This window comes from Kitasatospora papulosa, from assembly GCF_000717245.1.
GTDB lineage: Bacteria > Actinomycetota > Actinomycetes > Streptomycetales > Streptomycetaceae > Streptomyces > Streptomyces papulosus.
The window spans coordinates 1-26816 of the sequence record NZ_JNYQ01000009.1; the positions used below are offsets into that span (position 1 = coordinate 1).

The 26816-nt window shown below is 73.4% G+C and carries 24 protein-coding genes and 1 pseudogene; 14 read left to right on the top strand and 11 right to left on the bottom strand.

Going from position 1 to position 26816, the window contains the following annotated elements; translation table 11 throughout:
- Nucleotides 1-348: amidohydrolase family protein (locus IA22_RS0122400; RefSeq protein WP_421702124.1), on the bottom strand; the 348-nt coding region annotated here is incomplete at its 3' end.
- Nucleotides 349-681: 333 nt separating this feature from the next.
- Between IA22_RS0122400 and IA22_RS0122405 the strand changes: the two genes are divergently transcribed.
- Nucleotides 682-1482 carry an IclR family transcriptional regulator gene (locus tag IA22_RS0122405; protein WP_014153158.1) on the top strand — a complete coding sequence of 267 codons (801 nt, stop codon included), beginning with the start codon at nucleotides 682-684 and terminating at the stop codon, nucleotides 1480-1482.
- A gap of 37 nt (nucleotides 1483-1519) precedes the next feature.
- Here IA22_RS0122405 and IA22_RS0122410 read toward each other — a convergent pair whose 3' ends face one another.
- Both IA22_RS0122410 and IA22_RS0122415 read right to left on the bottom strand, forming a co-directional pair.
- Entirely contained in the window at nucleotides 1520-2200 is a 681-nt protein-coding gene (locus tag IA22_RS0122410) for an ABC transporter ATP-binding protein (protein WP_030124632.1), read from the bottom strand.
- Nucleotides 2197-3291 carry an ABC transporter permease gene (locus IA22_RS0122415; RefSeq protein ID WP_030124633.1) on the bottom strand — a complete coding sequence of 365 codons (1095 nt, stop codon included), beginning with the start codon at nucleotides 3289-3291 and terminating at the stop codon, nucleotides 2197-2199. The genes IA22_RS0122410 and IA22_RS0122415 overlap by 4 nt, the downstream gene beginning before the upstream one ends.
- 110 nt (nucleotides 3292-3401) lie before the next feature.
- Between IA22_RS0122415 and IA22_RS0122420 the strand changes: the two genes are divergently transcribed.
- Both IA22_RS0122420 and IA22_RS0122425 read left to right on the top strand, forming a co-directional pair.
- Nucleotides 3402-4694, top strand: coding sequence for a sensor histidine kinase (locus IA22_RS0122420; RefSeq protein ID WP_015579386.1), 1293 nt, complete (start codon nucleotides 3402-3404; stop codon nucleotides 4692-4694).
- Nucleotides 4691-5323: a response regulator gene (locus IA22_RS0122425; protein WP_014153162.1), complete on the top strand. Its 633-nt coding sequence runs from the start codon at nucleotides 4691-4693 to the stop codon at nucleotides 5321-5323. The genes IA22_RS0122420 and IA22_RS0122425 overlap by 4 nt, the downstream gene beginning before the upstream one ends.
- A gap of 2 nt (nucleotides 5324-5325) precedes the next feature.
- Here IA22_RS0122425 and IA22_RS0122430 read toward each other — a convergent pair whose 3' ends face one another.
- The gene (locus IA22_RS0122430) at nucleotides 5326-5643 is read right to left on the bottom strand and encodes a DUF5955 family protein (protein WP_014153163.1); all 318 of its coding nucleotides are present in this window, start codon (nucleotides 5641-5643) and stop codon (nucleotides 5326-5328) included.
- A gap of 189 nt (nucleotides 5644-5832) precedes the next feature.
- On the opposite strand from IA22_RS0122430, the gene IA22_RS0122435 reads away from it, so the two are divergent.
- Both IA22_RS0122435 and aceB read left to right on the top strand, forming a co-directional pair.
- A complete protein-coding gene (locus IA22_RS0122435) occupies nucleotides 5833-6438 on the top strand; it encodes a nucleotidyltransferase family protein (RefSeq protein ID WP_030124635.1) in 606 nt (201 codons plus the stop codon).
- A gap of 253 nt (nucleotides 6439-6691) precedes the next feature.
- A complete protein-coding gene (gene aceB, locus IA22_RS0122440) occupies nucleotides 6692-8311 on the top strand; it encodes a malate synthase A (RefSeq protein WP_030124636.1) in 1620 nt (539 codons plus the stop codon).
- 81 nt (nucleotides 8312-8392) lie between these two features.
- Here the strand turns inward: aceB and IA22_RS0122445 are convergent, their stop codons facing one another.
- The gene (locus IA22_RS0122445; protein WP_030124637.1) at nucleotides 8393-9181 is read right to left on the bottom strand and encodes a thioesterase family protein; all 789 of its coding nucleotides are present in this window, start codon (nucleotides 9179-9181) and stop codon (nucleotides 8393-8395) included.
- 162 nt (nucleotides 9182-9343) lie between these two features.
- Between IA22_RS0122445 and IA22_RS0122450 the strand changes: the two are divergent.
- The 6 genes and pseudogenes from IA22_RS0122450 to IA22_RS0122475 all read left to right on the top strand — a co-directional run bounded on the left by IA22_RS0122450 (nucleotide 9344) and on the right by IA22_RS0122475 (nucleotide 15542).
- Nucleotides 9344-9419, top strand: a pseudogene (locus IA22_RS0122450).
- Between the two features lie 96 nt (nucleotides 9420-9515).
- Nucleotides 9516-10652 (top strand): leucine-rich repeat domain-containing protein, encoded by a 1137-nt coding sequence (locus tag IA22_RS0122455; RefSeq protein ID WP_030124638.1) that lies wholly within the window; start codon nucleotides 9516-9518, stop codon nucleotides 10650-10652.
- Nucleotides 10649-12385 (top strand): ankyrin repeat domain-containing protein, encoded by a 1737-nt coding sequence (locus IA22_RS0122460; protein WP_030124639.1) that lies wholly within the window; start codon nucleotides 10649-10651, stop codon nucleotides 12383-12385. The genes IA22_RS0122455 and IA22_RS0122460 overlap by 4 nt, the downstream gene beginning before the upstream one ends.
- Nucleotides 12382-13590 (top strand): AAA family ATPase, encoded by a 1209-nt coding sequence (locus IA22_RS0122465; protein ID WP_014153169.1) that lies wholly within the window; start codon nucleotides 12382-12384, stop codon nucleotides 13588-13590. Before IA22_RS0122460 ends, IA22_RS0122465 begins: the two co-directional genes overlap by 4 nt.
- Before the next feature lies 1 nt (nucleotide 13591).
- Nucleotides 13592-14752 (top strand): vWA domain-containing protein, encoded by a 1161-nt coding sequence (locus IA22_RS0122470; RefSeq protein ID WP_030124640.1) that lies wholly within the window; start codon nucleotides 13592-13594, stop codon nucleotides 14750-14752.
- Between the two features lie 127 nt (nucleotides 14753-14879).
- Nucleotides 14880-15542 (top strand): lysophospholipid acyltransferase family protein, encoded by a 663-nt coding sequence (locus IA22_RS0122475; protein WP_014153171.1) that lies wholly within the window; start codon nucleotides 14880-14882, stop codon nucleotides 15540-15542.
- 73 nt (nucleotides 15543-15615) lie between these two features.
- On the opposite strand, the gene IA22_RS0122480 is transcribed toward IA22_RS0122475, so the two are convergent.
- On the bottom strand, nucleotides 15616-16593 hold the full coding sequence (locus IA22_RS0122480) for a fibronectin type III domain-containing protein (protein ID WP_030124641.1): 978 nt from the start codon (nucleotides 16591-16593) through the stop codon (nucleotides 15616-15618).
- 168 nt (nucleotides 16594-16761) lie between these two features.
- Between IA22_RS0122480 and IA22_RS0122485 the strand changes: the two genes are divergently transcribed.
- Nucleotides 16762-17370: a TIGR03086 family metal-binding protein gene (locus IA22_RS0122485; RefSeq protein ID WP_015579375.1), complete on the top strand. Its 609-nt coding sequence runs from the start codon at nucleotides 16762-16764 to the stop codon at nucleotides 17368-17370.
- A gap of 61 nt (nucleotides 17371-17431) precedes the next feature.
- Here the strand turns inward: IA22_RS0122485 and IA22_RS0122490 are convergent, their stop codons facing one another.
- Together IA22_RS0122490 and IA22_RS0122495 are read right to left on the bottom strand one after the other, a co-directional pair.
- On the bottom strand, nucleotides 17432-19579 hold the full coding sequence (locus IA22_RS0122490; protein WP_240798472.1) for a hypothetical protein: 2148 nt from the start codon (nucleotides 19577-19579) through the stop codon (nucleotides 17432-17434).
- 50 nt (nucleotides 19580-19629) lie between these two features.
- Nucleotides 19630-20313, bottom strand: a complete 684-nt coding sequence (locus tag IA22_RS0122495; RefSeq protein WP_030124643.1) for an alpha/beta fold hydrolase — start codon at nucleotides 20311-20313, stop codon at nucleotides 19630-19632.
- Nucleotides 20314-20388: 75 nt separating this feature from the next.
- Here IA22_RS0122495 and IA22_RS0122500 point away from each other — a divergent pair, with 75 nt between their 5' ends.
- Nucleotides 20389-21186, top strand: coding sequence for a chitosanase (locus IA22_RS0122500; RefSeq protein WP_030124644.1), 798 nt, complete (start codon nucleotides 20389-20391; stop codon nucleotides 21184-21186).
- 128 nt (nucleotides 21187-21314) lie between these two features.
- On the top strand, nucleotides 21315-22181 hold the full coding sequence (locus tag IA22_RS0122505) for a chitosanase (RefSeq protein ID WP_030124645.1): 867 nt from the start codon (nucleotides 21315-21317) through the stop codon (nucleotides 22179-22181).
- Nucleotides 22182-22245: 64 nt separating this feature from the next.
- Here IA22_RS0122505 and IA22_RS0122510 read toward each other — a convergent pair whose 3' ends face one another.
- The 3 genes from IA22_RS0122510 to IA22_RS0122520 form a co-directional block, all read right to left on the bottom strand.
- Nucleotides 22246-23736 (bottom strand): nucleobase:cation symporter-2 family protein, encoded by a 1491-nt coding sequence (locus tag IA22_RS0122510; RefSeq protein ID WP_030124646.1) that lies wholly within the window; start codon nucleotides 23734-23736, stop codon nucleotides 22246-22248.
- A 229-nt stretch (nucleotides 23737-23965) separates the two neighbouring features.
- Nucleotides 23966-25363, bottom strand: a complete 1398-nt coding sequence (locus IA22_RS0122515; RefSeq protein ID WP_030124647.1) for an 8-oxoguanine deaminase — start codon at nucleotides 25361-25363, stop codon at nucleotides 23966-23968.
- Nucleotides 25364-25408: 45 nt separating this feature from the next.
- Nucleotides 25409-26809 (bottom strand): nucleobase:cation symporter-2 family protein, encoded by a 1401-nt coding sequence (locus tag IA22_RS0122520; RefSeq protein ID WP_014153180.1) that lies wholly within the window; start codon nucleotides 26807-26809, stop codon nucleotides 25409-25411.
- Nucleotides 26810-26816: the final 7 nt, after the last annotated feature.

Consider the following 26816-nt stretch of genomic DNA (forward strand, 5'->3'; position numbering starts at 1 on the left):
CTTGACGTTGCCGGGCAGCGCACCACCCCAGAACCCCACATCCACATGCGCCTTGGACCGCGCCACATCCTGCTTCACCCGCAGATTCCCCACCGTCGTCGTCGGCGGCAACGAATTCAACGGCATGTCCAAAAGCGTCGTCACACCCCCCGCCGCAGCCGCCCGGGTAGCCGTCCAGAACCCCTCCCACTCCGCACGCCCCGGATCATTCACATGAACATGCGTGTCCACCAGCCCCGGCATCACCACATCGCCACCGACATCCACCACACGGGCCCCGGCCGGCACCACCGCGTCGTACGGCAGCACCCCCTCGCGGAGTACCAGCTTCACGTCCACACCGGGCACCTGTGCTCCTTCACTCGGGTTCAACGATTTGTTGAAGGAGTCTTCACTCGGCAAAGCCGCCCGTCAAGACCCCTCCTCCGCCGCGCGACGACCGGTCGAGCACACCCGGCACCTCTTGGATATTTCCACGAAGTAAAAGTTCATTTTCGACAGACGGAACGTAGAATGGACCAGGAACGGCATCGCCGCGCTCCTGGCCGAACACGGGCCGGAGCGCCGACACCGGGACAAAACAGGTCCTGACCGGCAAGGACGCCGCACCGGGAGCAGTGGGCCGATCGGGAACAGCCCGGTAGGCTGCTGCCTTGCCTCCGCTTCGAAAGGACCGTTGACGTGCCGCCGTCCCACGCCAGCACATCCGACTCCAAGCCCGCCGGTCCCAGCGGCGGCGTGCAGTCCCTGGAGCGCGCCTTCGACCTGTTGGAGCGCATGGCGGATGCCGGGGGCGAGGTCGGGCTCAGCGAACTCTCCGCGAGCAGCGGACTCCCGCTCCCCACCATCCACCGGCTGATGCGCACCCTGGTCGTGTGCGGCTACGTGCGCCAGCAGCCCAACCGTCGTTACGCGCTGGGCCCTCGGCTGATCCGTCTCGGCGAGTCCGCCTCCCGCCTCCTGGGCACCTGGGCACGGCCGTACCTCCAGCGCCTGGTCGAGGAGACCGGTGAGACGGCGAACATGGCGCTGCTCGACGGGGACGAGATCGTGTACGTCGCCCAGGTGCCGTCGAAGCACTCGATGCGGATGTTCACGGAGGTCGGCCGACGGGTGCTCCCCCACTCCACCGGTGTCGGCAAGGCGCTCCTCGCGCACACCCCGGCGGACGAGGTACGCGCGCTGTTGGCCCGCACGGGCATGCCGGCCGCCACCGAGAAGACGATCACCACGCCGGACGGTTTCCTCGACGCCCTGGAACAGGTGCGGAGGGCGGGCTACGCGGTCGACGACAACGAGCAGGAGATCGGCGTCCGCTGCCTCGCGGTGTCGGTGCCCGACTCCCCCACCTCGGCCGCCATCTCCATCTCCGGGCCCGCGGGCCGGGTGACGGAGACCGCGACCGAGCGGATCGTGCCGATCCTCCAGGAGATCGCGAAGGAGCTCTCGGTGGCCCTGGCGAGCAGCGGGCCGACCGCCTGAGGCCGGCGACGGACACGACGGGACCGTCGAGGGGGCTTCAGGCCGGGGCGTGGGCCGTCAGCCGGCCGTCCCGCATCGTCACCGTCCCGTCCACGCGGTCGAGATGCGCCCGGTCGTGGGTGACCAGGACCGTGGCCGTCGACCGTTCGCGGGTCAGTGCGGCCAGCAGGTCCAGGACCGCGGCGCCCCGTTCGTGGTCGAGTGCGCTGGTGGGTTCGTCGACGAGCAGCACGGCGGGCTCGTTCATCAGGGCACGTGCGATGTTGACCCGCTGACGCTGACCGCCGGACAGTTCGTGCGGCCTGCGGTCGGCCTTGTCGGCGAGACCGACCGCGTCAAGGAGCTCCCGGGCCCTGGCCCGCGCGGCGCGTGCCGGTCCTGCGGACAGGTGCGCCATTACCAGCACCTGCTCCACGGCGGTCAGCGACGGCAGCAGGTTCGGCTGCTGGAAGACGATGCCGACGCGCTCCCTGCGCAGGGCGGCCTTCTCCGCCCCACCGAGCCCGGTGGTTTCCGTTCCCGCGACGACGACCCTTCCCCGGTCGGGGGTGACCAGCGTCGCCGCGACGGCGAGCAGGCTGGACTTGCCCGAGCCCGACGGCCCGACGACCGCGGTGAGCGTGCCCGCGGCCACGTGCAGGGAGACCCGGTCCAGAGCGGTCAGCCGGGTGCCGCCGTCGGGGTAGGTGAGGGTGACGTCGGTGAGGGTGAGGGTCATCGTGCGCTCCCGAGTGCGACGAGGGGGTCGACGGCGGTGATCCGCCTGATGGACAGGGCGGCCCCGAGCACGCCGAGGACGATCATGACGGCGGCCGGCACGAGGACGGTGGACGCGTCGAGGACGAACGGCACGGCACCCTCCCCGCCGCCGAGCAGCGCGCCGATGCCCGCGGCGAGCGCGGTGCCGACGCCGGTTCCGGCCGCCAGCATCACGACGGCCTGCCCGAGGGCGTCCCGCAGCAGGTACGGGGTGGAGGCGCCCAGCGCCTTGAGCACGGCGACGTCGGCGCCGCGTTGGATGGTCCAGACGGTGAAGAAGGCCCCGACGACGAGGGCGGAGATGGCGAAGAGGAAGCCCCGCATCAGCTGCAGTGAGCCGTTCTCCGCCTGGTAGGAGCCGATCGCGGTGAGCGATTCGTCCAGGGTCAGGGTGCGCGTGCCGGCCGCCTCGTCACCGGCGGCGAGGTCGGCGCCGTGCGTGCTCAGCGCGATCACGGTGGCCCTCCCCCCGTCCGGTCGGTCCCGCTCGCTCCCGCCGAGGTGCTGCCAGTCGTCGAGCGAGGTCCACACCACCGGGGTGTGGCTGTACGAGGCGTCGCCCGCGACCGCGCCGACGGTCATCTCCGAGCCGCCGAGCCGCACCGTGTCCCCGGGTGCGGCACCGAGGCCGTCGGCGGCCGGCCGGGAGAGCACCACGCGGCCCGTGGCCACCGTCCCGGGCGCGAGCCCACCGTCCGGCCGGACACCGAACGCCGAGACGGCGGCCGTGCGGCGACCGTCACCGGTGGCGGCGTCCAGCGTCCGGATGCCGACGGGCTCGGCGGCGGTGACTCCGGGCCGGCCTGCCCAGGTCCGCCAGGCACGCTCCCCCACGGCGGAGTCGGTGAACGACACCGGACGGCCGTCCGGCGGGGCGGCGAACGCGAGGCGATCGGCCTCCAGCCCGGTGACGGCCGAGGTGTTCTCCCTGGCCAGCCCGGCCGTCAGACCGGACAACAGGCCCACGAGCAGCGTGATCAGCACCACGACCGTGCCCATGAGCGCGAAACGGCCCTTTGCGAACCGAAGATCTCTCCATGCGACGAACATGACTCCAGGCTCGGCCCCCGGCCGCGCGCGGACATCGCCCTCGGGACGGCCGAGACATCAATCCTTCGGTTGACCGGCCGCGCACCTCGCGCCTCTACGCTGGACGGACCATGGATTCGCGTTCGCACACCCCCGTCACCACCGCGCTGCGGCTCTGTCTGCACGCCCTGCTGGTCGGACTGCTGGCACTCACCGCGCTCCGCCCGACGAGCGGCACCGAGGTCGTCGTCCTGGCCGGGCTGATGGCCGCGCTGTACGGCGCGGGCGCCCTGGCCCCGTCCGTGCAGCCGCACACCCGGGCCGCCGGGGTCTGGCTCGTGGCGCTGGGCGCCGTGTGGCTGGCCCTGCTCGTCCTGTCGCCGGATGCCCTCTGGGTGGCCTTCCCGCTGTACTTCCTGCAGCTGCACCTGCTGCCGGTGCGACGGGGGCTGCCCGCCGTGGTGGTCACCGCCGCCGCCGCCATCGCCTGCTTCGTGCTCCACCACCAGGCGGTCACCCCGGGCACGTTCATCGGCCCGCTGCTCGGGGCGGCGGTCGCCGTCGCGACCGTACTCGGTTACGACGCGCTGTTCCGCGAGAGCGAGCGGCGTCGTGAGCTCATCGAGGAGCTGGTGTCCACACGGGCGGAGCTGGCCGAGGCGGAGCGTGCCGCGGGCACGCTGGCGGAGCGGGAGCGGCTGGCCCGCGAGATCCACGACACCCTCGCGCAGGGCCTGTCCAGCATCCAGCTGCTGCTGCGGGCCGCCGAGCACACCCTCCCGGTGGACGCACCGGCCACCGCCCATGTGCGCCGGGCCCGTGAGGCCGCCCAGGACAACCTGGCCGAGGCCCGCCGCTTCGTGCGGGCGCTGAGCCCGCCGGACCTGGAGCACGGCTCCCTGGCGGCGGCGCTGTCCCGGCTGGCGTCCCGCACCTCGACGCCGGAACTCACCGTACGGTTCGCGGTCAGCGGTACGCCGGTGGGACTGCCCACCCCGTACGAGGTGGCGCTGCTGCGCACCGCGCAGTCCGCGCTGGCCAACGTGGTGCGGCACGCGGGCGCGCGGCGCGCGGGGATCACCCTCAGCTTCATGGAGACATCGGTGTCCCTGGACGTCGTGGACGACGGGTGCGGTTTCGACCCGGGTGCCACGGACCGGGGGCGGCGGAGCCCGGGGAGCGGGGGCTTCGGGCTGCCGGCCATGCGTGCGCGGGCGCGTTCGCTCGGCGGCACGCTCAGTGTGGAGACGGCGCCGGGGCAGGGCACCGCACTGGCTGCCACCCTCCCGCTCCCGGTCGCCGCGGAAGGGCGTACCCCCGGAGAGGGACGTGCCACCGGCGCAGGGCCTTCCACCGGGGAACGCGGTTCCGTCGCGGGAGAGAGCGGCGGGAAGCTCTTCGAGGGAGAGGAGGCGGTCGCATGAGCGCCCCGATCAGGCTGCTGCTGGCCGACGACCACCCGGTGGTCCGGGCGGGCCTGCGCGCGGTCCTCGACGCCGAACCGGACTTCGAGATCGTCGCCGAGGCGGCCACGGCGGAGCGGGCCGTCGCCCTCGCCGCGACCGGTGCCTGCGACGTCGTCCTGATGGATCTGCAGTTCGGCGAGGGGATGCACGGGTCGGAGGCCACGGCGGCGATCACGGCGGCGGCGGACGCACCGCGCGTCCTGATCCTCACCACGTACGAGTCGGACGCGGACATCCTGGCCGCCGTCGAGGCGGGGGCAGGCGGCTATCTGCTCAAGGACGCCCCGCCCGAGGAGCTGGCGGCGGCCGTCCGCACGGCCGCCGCGGGCCGCTCCGCCCTCGCCCCGGCGGTCGCCCACCGTCTGATGGACCGGATGCGCACGCCCGCCCAGGCCCTGACCAGACGCGAGCTGGAAGTCCTCCAACTGGTCGGCGAGGGCCTGTCGAACCAGCAGATCAGCAAGCGGCTCTTCCTGAGCCAGGCGACGGTGAAGTCCCATCTGGTGCACATCTACGCCAAGCTGGGCGTCGACTCACGCACCTCGGCCGTCGCCGCCGCCACCGCGCGCCGGCTGATCCGCCGCTGACCTCAGGGGCGGCGCGGTGGCTCCCCGAACAGGTCGACGGCGCTCCGCACGTCCCGCAGGCCGGGCGACAGCGCGCTGACCGAGCCGATCGCCCCCGCGACGAGCAGCAGCGAACGCCGCAGCCGGGGGCTCTCGGGCCGCCCTCCCGCCGCCATGGCGTCCAGAGCCGCCAGCTCGTCCTCCGCGATCCCCCGGTCCGGGAACTCGGCGGGGTGTCCGGCGAGTTCGCGGCGCAGTCGTGAGACAGCCGTACGCAGCTCCGTCACCCTCGGGTCCTCGCCGCTTCCCGTCAACCGCTCCCGCCCCACGCTTCGCAACAAAGCACTCCCCCTCGCACGCCGCTGTGCCGGCTTCGAACTGCCCCCGGTCGGTGGTCAAGTGCCCGGGGACGTCCGCGGATCAGCGCCGTCAGAGGTGGCGTGCGCCACTGTGCGGACAAGGAACGAGGGTACCCCTGAGGGGTGACAATCAATCCGCCGGTGCGGATCCGGCGGTGGTATCCAGGGCACATGGCTCACACACAACGGATCCCCGTGGTCGCCGGTGTCCTGCTCGCCGCAGGTGGCGGCCGTCGTCTCGGCGGGCGGCCGAAGGCCCTGCTGGAACACCGCGGCCGCCCCCTCGTCGAGCACGCGGTGCGCGCGCTGCGCAACGGCGGGTGCGGCCCCGTCCACGTCGTCCTGGGCGCGGCGGCCGAGGAGGTGGGGGAACTGGCCGAACTCTCCGCGTGCGAGGTGACGGTGAACCCGTCGTGGGAGGAGGGCATGGGCTCCTCGCTCCGGGCGGGACTCGCCTCCCTCTCCGGTTCGGACGCGGACGCCGCACTCGCCCTCCTGGTGGACCAGCCGGGCATCGGTGCGGAGGCGGTGGCCCGCGTCCGCTCGGCGTACCGCTCGCGGTCGAGTCTGGCCGCCGCCGCGTACGACGGGGAGCGCGGGCACCCCGTGCTGTTCGGGGCGGACCACTGGGAGGCCGTCGCGGCGGGCGCGGTCGGGGACCAGGGGGCACGGGCCTACCTGCGGGCGCACCGCGACGCGATCACGCTCGTCGAGTGCTCCGACGTCGCGCGGGCACACGACATCGACACGGCGGCGGACCTGAGACACCTGGAGTGAACGGAACGTATCGGACCTGGCACGCCGCGCCACCGTGACGGCGCGTCCCTCGACCCGGAGAATCTCGACATCAACAAACCATTGAACTTCCACCATGAGGAAACTAATATCCACTGATCAGAAGCCCATGGTTCCGCTTCCGGTCCTCGGCGGTGCCCATGGCCGTATCCCGGAGCCCTGGCATCCCGTGCCGTCCCGGGCGACCCGGCGGCCGTGGACGCCGTCGTACCACCCGCTGAAGGAGTGACAGCTCATGTCCGCACCAGCGCCGTCCCCGCTGGCCATCGTCGATGCCGAGCCCCTGCCGAGGCAGGACGAGGTCCTGACCGATGCGGCCCTCGCGTTCGTGGCCGAGCTGCACCGGCGGTTCACGCCCCGGCGCGACGAGCTGCTCGCCCGCCGTGGCGAACGCCGCGCCGAGATCGCCCGCACCTCCACGCTGGACTTCCTGCCGGAGACGGAAGCGGTCCGCGTGGACGACACCTGGAAGGTCGCCCCGGCCCCGGCCGCGCTGGACGACCGCCGGGTGGAGATCACGGGCCCGACCGACCGCAAGATGACCGTCAACGCCCTGAACTCGGGCGCCAGGGTCTGGCTCGCCGACTTCGAGGACGCGTCCGCCCCCACGTGGGAGAACGTCGTCACCGGCCAGCTCAACCTGATCGACGCCTACACCCGGAACATCGACTTCACCGACCCGAGGTCGGGCAAGTCCTACGCGCTGAAGCCCGCCGAGGAGCTCGCGACCGTCGTCACGCGTCCGCGCGGCTGGCACCTCGACGAGCGGCACCTCCAGCTCGACGGCACCCCGGTGCCCGGCGCGCTGGTCGACTTCGGCCTCTACTTCTTCCACAACGCGCAGCGGCTGATCGACCTCGGCAAGGGCCCGTACTTCTACCTGCCGAAGACGGAGTCGTACCTGGAGGCCCGCCTCTGGAACGACATCTTCGTCTTCGCCCAGGACTACGTCGGCATCCCGCAGGGCACCGTCCGCGCGACCGTCCTGATCGAGACGATCACCGCCGCGTACGAGATGGAGGAGATCCTCTACGAGCTCCGCGACCACGCCTCCGGGCTGAACGCCGGCCGCTGGGACTACCTCTTCTCCATCGTGAAGAACTTCCGTGACGGCGGCTCGAAGTTCGTCCTGCCGGACCGCAACCTGGTGACGATGACCGCCCCGTTCATGCGGGCGTACACCGAACTCCTCGTCCGCACCTGCCACAAGCGCGGCGCGCACGCCATCGGCGGCATGGCGGCCTTCATCCCCTCGCGGCGCGACGCCGAGGTCAACAAGGTGGCCTTCGAGAAGGTCAAGGCGGACAAGGACCGCGAGGCCGGCGACGGCTTCGACGGCTCCTGGGTGGCCCACCCGGACCTGGTGCCGATCGCGATGGCGTCCTTCGACGCGGTCCTGGGCGCGAAGCCGAACCAGAAGGACCGCCTGCGCGAGGACGTCTCGGTGGCGGCGGGCGACCTGATCGCCATCGACACCCTGGACGCGAAGCCCTCCTACGACGGGCTGCGCAACGCCGTCGCCGTCGGCATCCGCTACATCGAGGCGTGGCTGCGGGGCATGGGCGCGGTCGCCATCTTCAACCTGATGGAGGACGCGGCCACCGCCGAGATCTCCCGCTCGCAGATCTGGCAGTGGATCAACGCGGACGTGGTCTTCGAGAACGGCGAGCACGCCACCGCGGACCTCGCCCGCAAGGTCGCCGCCGAGGAACTGGCCGCGATCCGCGCGGAGATCGGCGACGAGACCTTCGAGGCCGGCAAGTGGCAGCAGGCCCACGACCTCCTGCTCCAGGTCTCGCTGGACCAGGACTACGCGGACTTCCTGACGCTGCCGGCGTACGAGCAGCTGGGCTGACCGGAACGGAGGCGCCGCGCCCCGTCCTCACCGGACGGGGCGCGGCGCCTCCGTGCGTGCGGGCGTCGGGCGCGCGACCGCTCAGGAAGGCATCGGGCGCAGGGTGAGGATCTGCTGGGCGTGCCCGACGGGGCCCGCCGTGTCGTGCAGGACGGTGCTCGTCACACCGCTCCCGTCGGGGCCGAAGGTGACCGAGGTGTCGAGGCCGGTCCACCGTCCTCCGGGCCGCCGGTGGAGGTGGATGGTCAGATCGACGTTGGGGAACATCCAGGCGGTGGGCGGCTGCCGTACGGCGATCCCGTTGGCGGTGTCGACCAGCGCGACGTACGAGGCGAGCGGGCTGCTCCGCTCACCGGCCACGAGGTCCAGGCCGGTGGAGATCCAGGCGACGGCCCGCCCCGGCCGCGGGGGTGAGACCGGACGGACGTCCAGGGACCTGATGTAGCCGCCGGGCCACTCGGAGGCCAGTGGCCAGGACGCGAGGGTGTCGGGAGCCGGGAGGGGGCCGGTGTCGCCCCCGGCGACGGCGGTGGTGTCGCCGGAGGCCAGGAGCCAGATGCGGGCCCTGACGACCGGGCGGCCGGCGATCAGTGCGACGGCTTCGAGGAGTTCGATGGTGCGGCCGGGCCGGATCGTCTCGACACGGATCTCGCATTCGTCGAGGGCGAGCCGGCCGAGGATGTCGAAACTGATCCGGGACATGATCAAGCCGGTCCCGGGCCGGTCGGCCAGGTGCCGCTCGACGGCGTGCACGACGAGGCCGCCGAGAGGGCTGAAGTGCTGCTCGTCCGGGTCCCAGGCACCGCCGGCGTGCACGGTGGGCTTGTAGCGGTGGGTGTCGACGGGTTCGTAGTAGCTGCCGGCGCTCAACGGACTTCCCTCTCGGTCTCACGGACGTGCGGTGGGCGGCCGGCGCGCCACGCGGGTGGAGGGGCCACCGAGGGCGGGGCCTCCCGGGGCGCACCGGGCATACCCGCAACCAGCGTACTGGCGTGCGATTTCGAGCCGGCCGCCGCTATGATCACGCGTGGCAAGGCTGTAGCGCAGAGGTCGTCGCGCCCACGCATCAAGCTGGAGGACGCCGGTTCGAATCCGGTCGGTCTTGCCACCTTTTCTCGGAGGGATGGCGTCGGCACGCCGGGTGGGCGGTTGGGCGTGGTCGTCCTCCGCGGCCGGAGTACCGGCAAGGGACTGGAGAGTTGTGATGTCGCAGCCGATGCCCGTGCGCTGCCCGGCGATCGAGCACCCTGACATCCCGCTCGCCGACCCCGCCCTGCTGGAGCCGCTGCTGAGGCGGCTCGCGGTGGAGCGGCCGGTCGGGGCGGACGAGGTGTTCCCGCTGGGGACCCTGCGGGGTGACGGACGTGTCGATCTCTGCAAGCAGGGGCTCGGGCCGGCCGGTGCGGCCGGGGTGATGCCCGCGCTCGCCGGCTCGCCGCACGCCGTACACGCCCTGCTCGGCACCAACTCCCTCGGCGACGAGGGGGCCCGCTCGGTCGCGGACACCCTGCGGGAGGGCGGCCACGGGCTGCGGACGGTCTATCTCGGCTGCAACCGCATCGGGGCCGAGGGCGCCGCCGCACTCGCCGGGGCGCTCGCCGGGGACGGCACGGTCCGGGCCCTGTGGCTCAAGCGCAACCCCCTGGGCGACGCGGGTGTGCGGGCGCTCGTGCCGATGCTGGCCGGCGACACCGTCCTGCGCACCCTCGACCTCGTCAACAGCGGGATCACGACGGCCGGTCTGAAGGCCCTGCTCGGCGTGCTCTCCAGGCGCGAGCGGCCCGTGGAGAGGCTGTTCCTCGGCGGCAACGGGTTCGGCCCGGAGGCCGCCCCGCTGCTCGCGGCGCTCGTGCGTGACGCCGGGGTGCGGGAGCTGTATCTGCCGGCCAACCACCTCGGCGACGAGGGGGCCTCCCTGCTCGCCGCCGCGGCGGACCCGGCGCGTCCGGTGCGTCTGGGCCTCGGCGGCAACGGGATCGGGCCGGCCGGGGCGAACGCGCTGGCGGACGCCCTCGGCGGGATCGAGGCGCTGGACCTCGGGCGCCCGATGTCCGAGCGCAGCCTCGGGGCGACGGGCAACGCCACCGGCGACGCGGGGGCGCACGCGCTGGCCGCCGCCCTGCCCGGCAGCCCCCTGCGCCGCCTCGAACTGGCGCACACGGGCCTGACCGGCCGGGGCGCGAAGGAACTCCTGGGCGCCGTCGGAGCGGATTCGCGGCTGGAGTACGTCGGTCTCGGCCCCGGGCTGCCCCGCAGGGTCAAGCGGTCCTTCGCCACGCGGCTGCGGCCCGACACCGGCGCCCACGCGGACCTCCGGGCGATACGGAGCGTCTACCGGTGAGGCCCCGGTCCACGAACGGTGTCCTAGAGGCGGAGGAGGCGTCGAGCCTGCTCAGGACCCGCCGGTACGCCGTGCCGCGCGGGATGATCGAGCGGGCGACGGAGCGGCGACTGGCCGGTGACTGGCGCGGCGCCCTCGCGGCGGCCGGCGTCGACCCCGCGTTCGACCTCGCGGAGGTGACCGCCGCGTACGGTGCGCGGGTGGCCGGAGCTCTCGCCTCGGACCTGCGCCATCTGGTACCCGACCTGGTGCACTGGCACCTGCCCCGGCTGCTCGGAGGCCGCTCGACGATCGCCACCGACCGCACCGTGGTCCTGGCCGGCTACGCGGACGGGCTGCCCCTCGCGCCGTATCTGCATCTGCGTACGCCCCCGATGTTCGACGGGCCGCAGCGGCTCGTGCTGCGTTTCGGTGCCGTGCCCGGCGAAGAGGCGCCCGGCGTCTTCGGCGCCGGCACCGAGGACTGGCGGGCCGATCGGTGGCTGTGGGACGCGAGGCACACCGACGGTCTCCGGGAGGCCGTAGGCGCCGCCGGCCGGATTCCCTTCTTCCACGACGACGGTACGCCGCTGACGCCGCAGGAACTCGCGGCGGCCGATGACGCGGCGGCCCGGGCGGAGCGGGTGACACAGCTCCTCCAGGAGGGCCGGGTCGCAGACGCCTTCGCCGCCGCCGGCATCGCGTGGGATCCGGTCCTGCCGCCGTCCCGACGGTCGTGGCGCGGCGCGGACGTCGAGGAGAGCGTACGCAGGATGGCGCTCGACATCCCCCGCCTGGAGGCGGCGGTGCGGCGCGCGACCGCCACGATCGGCAGGGAGCACTTCCTGGTCGCCGTCGGCTGGCGGATCCACGTCCTGTTCGACCTCACGGACCACAGCACGGGTGGGCGGCTGCGGGCCCGTGCCGTCGAGAGGGAGAACCCTGACGCGGTGGCCGCACGGCTCCCGGAGGCGGCCTGGCGCCGTCTTCCCGACCTCGACCTGCTGAGGACCGGTGCCATGCCGCCGCGGTGGCTCCATCCGCTGGTCGCCCGGGCCCTGTTCCCCGCCCTCGAAGGGCCGTTCGGGCCCCCTGGGCCTTCGGCGCCGCGCCCCGTGCGGGTGAGGTGCCGGGGCGAGTGGCACGAGGTCGTGTTCCGGGACGGCGCGCTCCGCTCCCCGCACACCGAGGAGGAACGGCAGCGCGAGCGTGCCATGCGGGCCTTCGGCGGGGCCGTCTCCGGCTGCTTCGCCGTGGAGCACTCCTGCACGTCCGGCACGGGGCGGCTTCCGAAGGAGCTGCGCGCACAGGTCCGCGAACTCTTCCTGCACGCCCAGCACGGGGACACCCCCGCGGTCCTGGAGCTGATGGCCGCCGGTGTGGACCTCCGGGTGAAGGACGCGAGGCGGCGGGGTCTCCTGCACGTCCTGCCCCTGCTGGATCACGAGGCCCTGCTGCCGGGACTCCTGGCGGCGGGCCTCGATCTGGAGGCCAGGGACCACCTGGAACGGACCCCGCTGGGCGTCGCGGTGAGCGAGAGGGGCTCCGCCGCCCTGGTACGCGCGCTGCTCGACGCCGGGGCGCGGATCGACGTGACCGACGCGACCGAGCTGTCGCTGTCCCAGCTGGTCCGCCGGTACAAGCGCGAGGACCTCGCCTTCCTCGCGGAGCGCGTGGAGAGGGAGCACCCGGGCATCGGGTCCGCCTGGTACGACAAGTGGTTCCCCGAAGCCACGGAGGACGAGGAACAGTGAGCACCACCATCCGGTCGGCCTCCGTCGCGCCGGGACCGCTGGAGGCGGCCGACGAGCTCAACCGCCGCCTGCGCACCACCCGTACCGAGCCCGCCCTGAGCCCTCAACTGGAGGCACTGGCACTGGCGGTGACGGCCAATCAGCCCGTGCTGCTGTGGGGCGAGCCCGGGATCGGCAAGTCCGCCGGTATGGAGCAGCTCGCAGCCGGTCTGGGGCTCGAACTGGAGACGGTCATCGCGAGTGTCCACGAGCCGTCGGACTTCGCCGGGCTGCCGGTCGTGGGGGACGACCCGGCGGTGACCGGGGTGCCGATGGCGCCGCCGGACTGGGCGGTCCGGCTCGCCCGTACCGGCCAGGGGCTCCTCTTCTTCGACGAGCTGTCGTCGGCGCCGCCCGCCGTGCAGGCGGCGCTCCTGCGGGTCGTGCTCGAACGGCGGGTGGGCAGCCTGCGGTTGCCGGAGGCCGTACGCGTCGTGGCGGCGGCCAACCCTCCGTCGAGCGCGGCCGACGGGTGGCACCTCAGCCCGCCGCTGGCCAACCGCTTCGTCCACCTCCCGTGGACGCACGACCCGCGCACCGTCGCCCGCGGCATGGCGGGGACCTGGCCCGCACTGGGTGTACCGGTCGTCGACCCGGCCCGGGTGCCGGGTGCGGCGGCGCGGGCCAGGGGGGCGGTCTCCGGGTTCCTGACGGCACGTCCCGGCCTGGTCCACCACATGCCGGCCGACGCGGAGAGCCGGGGCCGCGCATGGCCGTCCCCGAGGACCTGGGACATGGCACTGCGGCTGCTGGCCACCGGTTACGCGGCAGGCGCAGGGCGGGAGGCCGTCGCGTCCGTCCTCACCGGAGCGGTCGGGGACGGTGCGGGCATCGAGCTGCTGTCCTACCTGGAACACCTCGACCTGCCCGACCCCGACCGGGTGCTCGCGGACCCGGACGCGTTCGCGCTGCCGGGGCGCGGGGACCGGCAGCTCGCCTTCCTGATCGCGGTCGTCGCCGCGGTGCAGGGCGACCTGACCAGGGAGCGCTGGGAAGCGGGGTGGGCCGTGCTCGCCAAGGCCGTCGACGCCGGTGTCCCGGACGTGGCCGCCCGGGCGGCCGTGGACCTCGCCGCGATGCGGAACCTCGACTGGCCGGTGCCGCCGGGCATCGACGGCTTCCTGGACCTGCTGCGGCAGTCCGGGGCCCTTCCTCGGGGCGACTGAACTGGACACCACGAAGCTGCTCGCGGCGCGCTACCGTGCGGCCGCCGACCGCCCGTACCTGGCCTCGGCCCTGTACGCCCTCACGGTGGTGGCGAGCGACGAGGTGCCGACCATGGGCGTGGACCGGTACTGGCGCTGCTACGTCTCGCCCGGGTTCGTCGACCGGACGCCGGTGGCGGAGCTGGCGGCGGTGTGGGTGCACGAGGTGGCGCATCTCCTGCGCGACCACCACGGGCGGGCGGAACTGCTGCCCCCGGCCGACCGGCGCGACCGGCACCGGGTGAACGTCGCACAGGACTGCGAGATCAACGACGACCTGATAGCCGACGGTCTCCCCCTGCCGGCGGGACGGATGGAGCCGCGCCTCTTCGGCCTTCCGGAGGGGCAGTTGTTCGAGGCATACCTGCCCGCGCTGCCGCCCTCCCCCGTCACCCACGACTGCGGGTCGGGCGCCCACGGGCAGCCGTCCGACTGGGAGTCGGGCGACCGCGCGGGTCCGGCGGGCGTCGGCGCGGTCGAGGCGGAGGCGCTGCGGCGCCACACCGCGGAGGCGATGCGCGCGCACGCACGCGCCAGGGGAGCCCTTCCCGGCGGCTGGAAGCGCTGGGCGGACGAGGTCCTCGAACCCACGGTCGACTGGCGGCGGGCGCTCGCGGGCGCCGTGCGGGACGCGGCAGCCTGGGCCTCCGGGGCTATCGACTACACGTACCGCCGGCCGTCCCGCCGGAGCGCGGCGCTGCGCGGGATCGTGCTGCCGAGCCTGCGGCGCCCGCTGCCCAGGGTGGCGGTGGTCATCGACACCTCGGGCTCGATGGGCGAGACCGAGATCGCCGCCGCGCTCGGCGAGGTGACGGGCGTGCTGCGCGAGGTCGGTGTCCGGGGCAACCGGGTGACGGTCCTGGCCTGCGACGCCGACGTCCAGGCGGTCTCCCGGGTGACGGCCACCGGGCAGATCACGCTGGGCGGGGGCGGTGGCACCGACATGCGGGTGGGGATCGCCGCGGCCCTGGCGGGACCGGAACGCCCGTCCGTCGTGGTCGTGCTGACGGACGGACTGACCCCGTGGCCCGACGAGACCCCCTCCTGCCGGCTCGTCGCCGCCCTCGTCGGCCCGTCCGCCCCGGCCCCTCCCCCGTGGATCGAGACGGTGCGCGTCACGTAGGACGGCCGCTGCCCTCACCTTCGGCGTGGGCACCGCACCGGGGAGGATGAGTGCGGCTACTCAGGCTCCGGGCGGTTCCCCGGCCGAGGATGAAGACCGCCATCAGATCGAGTTCAGGAGTCCTGACATGCTCAGCCGCCTCGCCGACGTCCTGGTACCCGCCTTCGGCCGCCTCACGGTCACGGCCGACGCGGGCGCCGTGCTGGCCCCGGGCAGCATCATCGCCGCGAACCACACCTCGCTCGCCGACCCCGCCGTCGTGCTCGCCGCACTGCACCGCCTCGGGGCCCGTCCGGTCGTGATGGCGGCCGCCGGACTGTGGCGTGTCCCGGTACTCGGCGGTGCGCTCGCGCGGGAGGGACACATCCCCGTCCACCGCGGCGACCGGCGCGCGGCGGACGCCCTGGACGAAGCCGTGGAGGCGCTCGGCCGCGGACGGCTGGTCCTCATCTACGCCGAGGGCGGCCTCCCGCGCCGCACGGACGCGGCGGAAGCGGCTCCCGAGGCCTTCCGCAGCGGCCTGTCACGGCTCGCCCGGAAAAGCGGGGCCCCGGTGGTTCCGGTCGGCCAGGCCGGCGCACGCCGGGTGACCTCGGGAAGCGTGCCCAAGCAGCTCGCGGGCCTGTTCACGGCGCCGCTGCGCCGGCCGGACCTGCACGTGCACATCGGAGCACCGCTGGATCTGTCGGCGGAGGGCATCGACCGGACCGAGCGGGCCCGCACCGCGGTGACGGCCGCCTGGCGGACGGCCGCCACACGGCTCGGAGAGCCCGCCGCGCTCGCCGCCTGAGGCGCGGTCCCACCCCGGGCGCCCGTCCTCTCTTCCTCCACGGCCCCGGCGACACCGCCGGGGTGAGGGGCCGTCAGCCGGGCAGGACCACCGTGCGCTGGGCCGAGAAGTCGCCCCACTTCCCGTCGGGGAGCTTGGGCCGGATCTTGAGCGAGTAGCGGGTGCCGGGCGGGTCGGTCAGGGTGAGCCGGTAGGTCGCGCGGCCTTCGGGCGGCGTACCGCCCCAGACGATGGTGGTGGTCAGCCTGCCGTTCAGGAACAGCTGGTAGGCGGGAATCGTTCCGCCGGTGTCCGGCTGGTCCCAGGAGAGGTCGACCAGGGACTCCTCGCCCCGCACCGTCGTCTCCGTCCGCAGCCCGGTGGGCGCGGTGCTCGCGGGGGCGCCCGGCGCGGACGGGGTGGTGAGGTCGAGCGCGTTGCTGTCGGGTGAGGAGCGGTCGGCCGCGTCGCGGGCGCGGACGGTGAAGGTGTACACGGTGCCGGGCCGCAGCCCGGTCAGGCGGGCCGTGGTCCGCGTGCCGGAGACGCTGTGGATCCTGGAGTCCTCCTGGTAGATGTCGTAGGAGGTGACTCCCACGTCGTCCGTGGAGCCGCCCCAGGACAGGGAGACCGTCCGGCCGCTGTCGGCCCTGCCCCGCAGCGCCGTCGGCCCGCTCGGCGGTTCCTTGTCCGCGGGTGCGGCCGCGGGTGTGGTGACGGGGACGGCGGCGCTCGGCTCGGACCGGTTCCCGGCGGCGTCCCGGGCCCTGACCGTGAAGGTGTACGCCGTCGAGGCGGTGAGACCTCCGACGTCGGTCATGAGCTTCGCCGCGTCCACCGAGGCGGCCTTCTCGCCCTCGCGGTAGACGTCGTAGCCGGTGATGCCCTCGTCGTCCGTGGACCGCTCCCACATGACGTGTACGGAGGTGGCGCTGCCGGCCTGCGCCGTCACTCCCTCGGGGGCCGCCGGCTTCTCGGTGTCCGCTTCCGCTGATGCGCCGCACACGGTCAGCGCGGCGAGGAGCAGCGCGGCGGAGCAGGCCGACGCGGTGCGTACGTGGGGGCGTTGCACGGTGATGCCTTCCGTCCGACAGCAATGGTCCAGACCTATATGCCACGTGGGCGGGGTCCCCGACAAGGGGGTGGACGGGAACGCTCCGCGATGTCCGCGACGGGTTCCGGACGCGCGGAAGCACGCCCGGCGGCGATGAGTTCCGGCCGCGGGAAGGGTCTGAAGGATATGGACACTTCTGACGGAACCACGCCCGGTCTCGACCTGGAGCCGGCCGCGCGGCCGATCCGCGAACTGATCGGAGCCGTCGACGACCGGCAGCTGGCCGGCCCGACCCCCTGCCCGGACTACTCGGTACGGGAGCTGCTGGGGCACATCCTGGGGCTGACCGTCGCCTTCCGCGACGCGGCGCACAAGAAGTCCGGCCCGACGACCGGCACCCCTCCGACGGCGGCCCTGCCGGTACTGCCCGAGGACTGGCGCACGGCGCTGCCTCCCCTGCTGGACGAGCTGGTCGCGGCCTGGCGGTCCCCGGACGCGCTGGAGGGCATGACCCGGGCCGGCGGCGTGGAGCTGCCCGGGCAGGTCGCCGGGCTGGTGGCGCGCAACGAGCTGGTCGTGCACGGCTGGGACCTGGCCAGATCCACGGGGCAGGAGTTCCGGGCGGACGAGGCGAGCCTGCGTTCCTCGGAGGCGCTGCTGGCACCCGGGGACGACGACAGGTCCGGCCCCGACGCGATCTTCGGTCCACCGGTCCCGGTGCCGGGCGACGCCCCGCTGGTCGACAGGGTGATCGCGCTGAGCGGGCGCCGGCCGGACTGGCGGCCGGGCGGCTGACGGCCCCCGGTCGCCCTCCCCGCGCCGCCGGAACCGGCTCTCCGGGCTCGGCGCCCTCGGCTCAGGCCCCTTCGCCCGGTTCCCGGAGCGCCCGGAGCACCTCGCGCGCCCGCTCCTGGAAGCGTTCGTCCGCGGACGCGGTCGTCCCCTCCACGCGCGAGGCCGTGACGCGCAGATCCCGCTCGGCCAGCTCGGTCAGACGGCGGCGGTGGCCTCCGGTCATCGCCGCCGGGCCGAGTCCGATCAGCGCGTCCAGCGCCGTGAAGGGGTCGGCGTCCTGTTCCACCGAGTCCAGCAGCAGCCCCGCTGTCACTGGCCCGTCCAGCGTCTCCGGGGCGACGGCGCACAGGGCCAGCACGGCCACCGGTGTCTGGACCGGTTCGGGCAGCAGCCGCAGCAGCGCCTCCGTGAGGGGCCGGCCCGCGTCACCGAGCTGCGCGGCGACGCGGGCGGCCCGGGAAACCGTCCACCGCATCCAGCTCGGTCCGGCCCCGGACAGCGGGCCCCGCAGCAGGTCGACGGCCTCCTCGGCCCGGCCCGCGATCCGCCACAGCGCCTCCGCGACGGCGATGTCGGCGTCGAGCTCCGGGGTGGTGCGGTCCGCGGCGGGGTCGCTCACGGCAGCGGACAGCGCGGGCAGCAGGACCGCCGCGCGTGGCCCGAGGCCGGCGGCGAGCGACGCGGCCTCCCGCCTCCCGTGCGGGTCGCCGTCCTCCAGCCGCTCGGCCAGCACGGTCAGCAGGGGCTCGGCCTCGTCGGTGAGTTCGTGGAGGGCCTCGGCCGCGCCGAGTCTTCCCTCCCGCCGCCCCGAGCGGGCTTCCCCGCGCAGGGCCTCGCCGGCCGCCGCCCGGTCCTCGGGGGTGCGGACCACGGCCAGCGCCCTCGTCATCTGCTGAGGGAACGTCCCGAGCGCGGCCAGCACGTCGGGCAGCGCGGACGCGGCCTCGCTCCCCCATGACTCCAGCAGTGCCGCGAAGCGGTAGGGCTCCTGGCCACCGAGCGCGCCGGGCTCGGCCAGCCGGGCGCGCACGGCCGCGAGCAGGTCGGCGTCGCAGGGCACACGGGGTGTGCCGAACGCTCCCCCGCAGGCGGCGTCGAGGGCCCGGGGCCGGCGGGCCAGATCCCTGGCCAGGAGCGGCACGGCCAGCCCGGGATCGACGTAGACCAGCGCCGCGAGTGCCTGGTCCGCCCGGTCGTCGTCCCGCGCGGCCATCTCCGCCAGCACGGGACCGGCCTGGGCCGCGTGTCCGCCGAGCAGCCGGAGGAGCGGCAGCACCGCCTCGGTGATCTCCGGGTCCCGGAGGACCGCGTCGCACAGCGGGCCCGCGAGCCGCTCCCGCGCACTGCGCGAGATCTGCACGGCGGACTCGGAGGCCCAGGCGGCCTCGGCGAGCACCTCGGGCCGCCCGGTGCGCAGCGCGGCGGCCAGCAGCGCGTACGCGCCCTCCCGGTCCGCGGGGGTGTTCCGCAGCAGCAGGGACGAGACGACGTACTGGAGGGGCTCGCTGCGGTCGAGGTCGACACGGCCGGTGACCAGGGGGTCGGCGGGCAGCAGCGCGAGCATGGCGTCGTGGTGGCCGGGTCCCCAGTCCGCACCGGCGTCCACGCATCCCATCAGGGCTGCGACACGGACCTCGGCCGGCTCGCCGGGTCCGGTGGCCGCGGTGGCGAGGGCGGCCGCACGCGCGGGATCCAGGTGGACCAGACCCCCCAGAAGTTCGGCCCGGACCTGCGGATCGGTCTCCACCGCGAAGCGGTCACGGAGCGTCCCGTACGCCTCGTCGGCCGCGCCGGTCATGGCGGCGGCCCAGGCCGCCGCCTGGCGTACGTCGCTGTCCTCGGCCTCCACCGACGCCAGCAGCAGCGGAAGTTCGGCGGTCACGGCACGACGGGCGGCGGCCTCGTCGCCGTCCCCGTCGTCGGCGCCGCTCTCCGCGATGCCGCCGAGGAAGGCGAGGACGTCCGCGGCCCGGACCCCGGCGGCGGCTGTCCGTGCGAGGAACGGCACGGCGTGTGCCGTGGCCTCGTACACCGACCCCTGGTGCAGGATGCTGCCGTACAGCTCGGAGAGGGCTTCCGCGGCCTTCTCGTCGTCCTCCCCCGCCAGCGCCCGCAGGCAGTCGGGCACATCGGCGGCACTGCCGTAGGCGTGGGTGAGGGCGGCCCACGGACGGGCGTCGACCTCGGCGGAGAAACGGATGGGGTCCATGCCGTGGATCATGGCACCCGCCACTGACAGCGCCCTTGGGTGCGCGGGCGTCAGCTGGTGAAGAACTCGCTGATCTGCTGGGCCACCTGGTCCGGGTGTCTCTTGTGCACGTGGTGACCGCCGCCCAGGGTGATGAGCCGGCAGTCGGGGATGAGCGAGGCCATGTCGGACAGCCTCGCCTGCGGCATGGTGCTCTCCGGCCCACCCGCGATCATCAGCGTCGGAGCGACGATCTGGCCGAGCTCCTCCGCCCACCGGGGATCGGGGTCGGCGACCTGGGCCCTGACCTCGTCAACGGCGTTCTCGTCGTAGTCCACCGGCCCGCCAAGCGGGCCTTCGGCGGCCGGTTGTCCCGGGAACGGCGGCGGGGTCTCAACCAGCACCAGCCGCTCCACGCGGTCCGCGTGCTCCTCCGCGAGGAGGTAGGCAACCACCCCGCCCATCGAGTGGCCGACCACACCGACCCGGTCGAGCTCGCAGGCGTCGAGGAACTCCAGGACGTCGCCCCGCATCTGCTCGAAGCCGTACTCGTCGGGCCAGTCGCTCTCGCCGTGCCCGCGCAGGTCGATGGCGTACACCCGCCACTCCTCGCCGAGCAGGGTGGCCACCGCCTCCCAGCTCAGGGACGAGCCGCCGAGGCCGTGCAGGAGGACGACGGGCGAGCCGAAGGGGTCCCCCCAGGTCCGGTACGCCAGCCGCACATCGCCGACGTCCACAACAGACTGATCTTCCATGCACCGAACGCTACAGGCGCCGCAGCCCGGGAGGCTCCCGGGCCCCGCCCCCTTCCGGCCTGGCAGGCTGGGCGCGTGCAGCACAGACGTCTCGCCCTCGCCGCGGTCGCGGCCCTCGTACTGACCGGCTGTTCCGGTTCCGGTTCCCCCGAGAAGGGGCTCGACGACCCCGCGAAGAAGGACATCGCCATGCAACTGGTGTCGAGCGCGGAGAACTCCACACTCGACTGGAAGGCCCGGTACGGCTACATCGAGGACATCGGCGACGACCGCGGCTGGACCGCCGGGATCATCGGATTCTGCTCCGGCACCGGCGACATGCTGAAGGTCGTCGAGCGCTACACGGCGAGGCGTCCGGGCAACGCGCTGGCGGTTTTCCTGCCGGCCCTGCGCGCGGTGGACGGCAGCGACTCGCACGAGGGGCTGGAGGACGCGTTCACCACCGCCTGGGCACAGGCGGCGGCGGATCCCGCGTTCAGGTCGGCGCAGGACGCGGAGCGGGACGACTCGTACTTCGACCCGGCGGTCGAGCGCGCCGAGGCCGACGGGCTCAGCGCGCTCGGGCAGTTCATCTACTACGACGCCTACGTGATGCACGGGTACGCCGACGCCGTGGGGACGGTCGGCTTCCGGACGATCCGCGCCCAGGCCTTGGCAGAGGCCGGACCGCCGTCCGAGGGCGGTGACGAGGAGGCGTACCTCGACGCCTTCCTGGACGCCCGGGTGGCCGCGATGCGCACGGAGACCTCGCACGGCGACACCAGCCGGGTGGAGACCGCCCAGCGCGTGTTCGTGCGTGAGGGCAGGCTCCAGCTGGAGACCCCGCTGGTGTGGAAGGTCTACGGCGAGAGCTACCGCATCGACGGGAGCTGACATCCTTCGCACCGCGATCCGGGAGGAACCGGGCCGGTCCGTGCACGGGGGGTTACCACCCGCCCCGAGCTCTGGTAGGAAAGTTTCCTAACAGAACATCGGAACGACGAACTCCTTCTGGAGGACCGGTGCATCACCCCCACACCAGCACCTCGCGTCGCACCACCCGGCTCACCCGCACCGCCGGACTCGCCGTACTGGCCCTCGGGCTGACCTTCACGACGATCCCGGCCACCGCCCAGCCCGGCGTCCCCACGTCGTCGGCCGCACACCTGGAGGCAGCCGCGACCGGTCTCGACGACCCCGCGAAGAAGGACATCGCCATGCAACTGGTGTCGAGCGCGGAGAACTCCACACTCGACTGGAAGGCCCAGTACGGCTACATCGAGGACATCGGCGACGGCCGCGGCTACACCGCCGGGATCATCGGATTCTGCTCCGGCACCGGGGACATGCTCGACCTGGTGGAGCTGTACACCGAGCGCGAGCCGGGCAACGCCCTGGCGTCCTACCTGCCCGCCCTGCGGGAGGTCGACGGGACCGACTCGCACGAAGGGCTGGACCCCGGATTCACCGACGCCTGGGCCGAGGCGGCCTCGGACCCCGCGTTCGAGCAGGCCCAGAACGACGAACGCGACCGGGTGTACTTCGACCCGGCAGTGCGTCAGGGCAAGGCCGACGGCCTCGGCACGCTCGGCCAGTTCGCGTACTACGACGCCATCGTGATGCACGGCGGCGGCACCGACGCCACGAGCTTCGGCTCGATCCGGCAGCGCGCCCTGGCCGTGGCGTCGCCGCCCTCGCAGGGCGGCGACGAGACCGCCTACCTCGACGCGTTCCTGGACGCGCGCGTCTGGGCGATGAAGCAGGAGGAGGCCCACTCGGACACCAGCCGGGTCGACACGGCGCAGCGGGTGTTCCTGCGGAACGGCAATCTGGACCTCGATCCGCCGCTCGACTGGAAGGTCTACGGCGACAGCTTCCACATCGGCTGACCCCGGCCGTCCCGAGGCGCGCGTACGGGCCCCCTTCCGGGGTGCCCGTACGCGCGGAGGCGGTTCAGTGGGCGACGGGCAGGGCCATCGGATCCTTGGGCTGCTCGCCGTCCGCGGCCTCCGTCTCCGGGTCCGACGGCACGTCAGGCGTGCGGCCCCAGTGGTTGAAGGCCAGGTTCAGCACGATCGCCACCACGCAGCCGGTGGAGATGCCCGAGTCCAGGACGACGAGCAGGTCCTCGGGGAACGCGTGGTAGAAACCGGGCGCGGCGATCGGGATGAGGCCGACGCCGACGGCCGCCGCGACGATCAGGGCGTTCTCGCCCTTCTCCAGGGCGGCGGTGGCCAGGGTCTGGATGCCGCTCGCGGCGACCGACCCGAAGAGGACGATGCCGGCGCCGCCGAGTACCGGGAGCGGCACGAGGGCGATGACGGACGCGGCCACCGGGACGAGACCCAGCAGGACGAGGATGACGCCGCCCGCGGCGACCACGAAGCGGCTGCGGACCCTGGTCATGGCGACCAGCCCGATGTTCTGGGCGAACGCGCTGCACATGAAGCCGTTGAAGAGCGGGCTGACGGCACTGCCCAGGGTGTCGGCGCGCAGCCCGCCCTCGATGGTCCGCTCGTCCGCGGGGCGGCCGACGATCTTTCCGAGGGCCAGCATGTCCGCGGTGGACTCGGTCATGCAGACCAGCATCACGATGCACATGGAGAGGATGGCGGCGATCTCGAACTGCGGTGCGCCGAAGTGGAACGGCGTCGGGAAACCGACCACGTCGGCGTCGCCCAGTGCCCCGAAGTCGGTGATCCCGGCGGGGACGGCGATCAGGGTGCCGACGACCAGGCCGAGCAGGATGGCGATCTGCTGGAGGAATCCCCGCAGCAGTTTGCGCAGGGCGAGCACGATCACGAGGGTCACGGCGGCCATCGTGATGTTCGTCGTCGAACCGTAGTCGTCGGCCGTGGCGTTGCCGCCCTGGGACCAGTTGAACGCGACCGGCAGGAGCGAGACACCGATCAGGGTGATGACGGTGCCGGTGACGACGGGCGGGAAGAACCGCACGAGTTTGCAGAAGTACGGTGCGAGGACGAAGCCGAGGAGCCCGGCGACGATGATGGCTCCGAAGATGACGGCGATGCCGTCGTGGCCCCGGTCCTTGCCTATCGCGATCATCGGGGTCACCCCGGCGAACGAGACACCGTTGACGAACGGCAGCCGGGCGCCTATTCGCCAGAAGCCGAGGGTCTGGAGCAGGGTGGCTATCCCCGCGGTGAAGAGGCTCGCCCCCATGAGGAAGGCGGTCTCCTTCGCGCTGAGGCCGACCGCGGGCCCCACGATCATGGGCGGGGCCACCACGCCCGCGTACATCGCGGCCACGTGCTGCAGGCCGCTGGTGAACATCCTGAGGGGCGGGAGCTTCTCGTCGACCGGGTGTTTCCGGTCCGGCCCTCCGACGGCCCCGCCTCCTTCGTGCGCGCGTGCTCCGGGTACGGGTGCTTCGGGTGCGGTCCCGTCGACTGCGTTCTTGCGAAACCTGGGCGTAGCTGCCACGGCTTCCTCCGGTCGGGTACACGTCGGGCGACGTGGGTGTCAGGGAGGTGGTGCTGAGTGGTGCGTTGGTGCAGGTCGTGCAGCTGGTGCGGGCAGCTTGGAGCTTCACCCGTGCCGGGTGTGCGCACGGAAGCGCGCACACCGGGCACGGGCTGCCGTGGACCCGTGGGTGCACGGCGGCCGGCCGAGGGCCGTCCCCCTCGGCCGGCCTGTCAGGGGGTGCGGAGCGTCAGGCGCCGGCGGCGATCCGCGCCAGTCGCCTGGCCTCGTCGCGGGTCGCGCGGGCGATGGCGTCCTCGTCCACCGTGGTGAGGTGGTTGTCCTCGACGACGGTTCTGCCGTCGACGAGGGAGAGGGTCACGGGGGCCGCGGCGCCGAACACCAGGGCGGTCACCGGGTCGGCGATGGAGGCGTGGGCGAGGGTGTCCAGCTTCCAGAGCACGAGGTCGGCGAGCTTGCCGGGTTCCAGGGAACCGATCTCGTCGGCCCGGCCGAGGACCCTGGCGCCGCCGTGCGTACCCAGACGCAGGGCCTGACGGGCGTTCAGGGCCTTCTCGCGGTGGGCGCCGAGCCGGTTGACGAGGAGGGCGTTGCGCAGTTCGGTGTGGAGCTCGCCGGACTCGTTGGACGCGGTGCCGTCGACGCCGAGCCCGACCGGGACGCCGGCCGCGAGCATGTCGGGGACGCGGGCGATGCCGGCGGCGAGGCGGGCGTTGGAGGACGGGCAGTGCGCGACACCGGTGCCGGTGCGGGCGAAGGCGGCGATGTCGGAGTCGTTCATGTGGACGCAGTGCGCCATCCACACGTCGTCGCCGAGCCAGCCGGTGGACTCGAAGTAGTCCGTCGGGCCCATCCCGAACAGCTCCTTGCAGAACTGTTCCTCCTCGACCGTCTCCGAACCGTGGGTGTGCAGCCGTACGCCGCGCCGGCGGGCCAGTTCCGCTCCCTGCCGCAGAAGTTCGGTGGAGACGGAGAACGGCGAACAGGGCGCGACCGCGATCTGCGTCATCGCTCCGAACGAGGCGTCGTGGTGCTCGTCGATGGTCGCCTCGGTGGCGGCGAGCGCCCCGTCGAGGGTTTCCACGGCGAAGTCCGGCGGCAGTCCCCCGTCCTTCTCGCTGCGGTCCATGGAACCGCGGGCGAGAGTGAACCGTACGCCCGTGTCGCGGGCCGCGCCGATGATCGCGCCGGACAGGTCGCCGGAGCCCCGGGGGTAGACGTAGTGGTGGTCCATGGCGGTGGTGACCCCGCCGCGGGCCATCATCGCGAGGGAGCCCTGGGCCGCGGCGCGGGCCATCGGCTCGTCGATGCGCGCCCAGGTCGGGTACAGGGCGACCAGCCAGTCGAAGAGGTTGTGGTCGGTCGCCAGCCCCCGGGTGATCCACTGGTAGAAGTGGTGGTGGGTGTTGACGAGCCCGGGGGTGGCGAGGTGCCCGGTGCCGTCGACACGGCGCACGACACCGGTGAGGCCCTCCGGGGCGGTGCCCGCGCCGACGGACTCGATGCGGTTGTCCGCCACGACGATGTGCCCCGAGGCGTACTCGGTGTCGTGGGCGTCGACGGTCGCGATCGAGCAGTTCTCGATGACGATGCGCCGGGTGGTCCTTGGATCCGCCGAAGCTGCCATGGTGCTTCCCTCTTCTGTCTCTGGCGATGTGGGCACGGCAGGACCCTAGGAGGATTTGAGTGCCACAGCGTGACGGCTGTGGGTGCCGAGATGGTGGAAGAACAGATTGAGCAGGACCGCTACGAGCGCTCCCGCACTGATCCCGGATCCGAGCACGGTCTGCGCCCAGGACGGGAATCCGGCGTAGAAGGCGGGTGCCGCGAGCGGGATGATGCCCGCGCCGAGTGCCACCGCGACGAGGACGATGTTGGAGCTGTCGTCCAGCCCTGCCTCGGACAGCGTCCGGATGCCGCTCACCGCGATCGAGCCGAACAGGACGATGCCGGCGCCGCCGAGCACGGGCATCGGGACCAGCGACACGACCGCGCCGAGCACGGGGAAGGCGCCGAGGACGAGCAGCGCACCGCCCGCCGCGGCGACCACGTAGCGGCTGCGGACCCGCGTCAGGGAGACGACACCGACGTTCTGGGCGAAGGCGCTGGTCGGGAAGCCTCCGAAGACCGGGCCGAGGAGGGTGGCGATGCCGTCGGTGCGCAGTCCCCGGCTGAGGGTGGGGCCGTCGGTGCGCCGCTCGCAGATCTCGCCGAGGGCCAGCATCCCGGCCGAGGACTCCGTCATCAGCACCAGCATCACGATGCACAGGGAGAGGATCGCGGCGGGCTGGAACTCGGGGGCGCCGAAGGCGAAGGGCGTGGGCAGGGCGGCGACGGGCGCGGAGCCGAGCGCGGAGAAGTCGGCGAGGCCGAAGGGCAGGGCGGCCAGCGTGCCGACGAACATGCCGGCGAGCAGGGCGGTCTGTCTGACGAAGCCGCGCCCGAAGCGCTGGATGAGCAGGATGACGACGAGGGTGAACGCGGCGAGCGCGAGGTACTTCATGGCGCCGAAGTCGTCCGCGGTGGCGTCGCCTCCCTGGGCCCAGCCCACCGGCACCGGCATCAGGGTGACACCGATGAGGGTGATGACCACCCCGGTGACCAGCGGCGGGAAGAAGCGCAGCAGCCGTCCGAAGAACGGGCCGACGGCGAGGCAGAAGACACCGGCGACCATCACGGCCCCGTAGATCGTGGGGAGTTGGTGACCGGGGGCGCTGGTCTCGGCGATCGCGAGCATAGGCGCGATGCCTGCGGAGGAGGCCGCGTTGACGAACGGCAGCCGGTTGCCGGCGAAGCGGCGGAGCCCGATGGTCTGGAGCAGGGTGGCGAGTCCCGCGATGAGGAGACTCGCGGCGATCAGGCGGGTCATGCCGGCCGTGTCGAGGCCGACGGCCTGCCCGATGATGAGCGGAGGGGTGACGACGCCCGCGTACATGGCGGCGATGTGCTGGAGTGCGGCGGGGACGAGCCGCGCGGTCGGAAGCTTCTCGTCGACCGGGTGAACTGCCGTGTCGGCAGCGGTCGGTGAGGCGGTACATGGGCCTTCTGCCGGCCCCGTTGCAGGCTGTGCCATGGGGGTT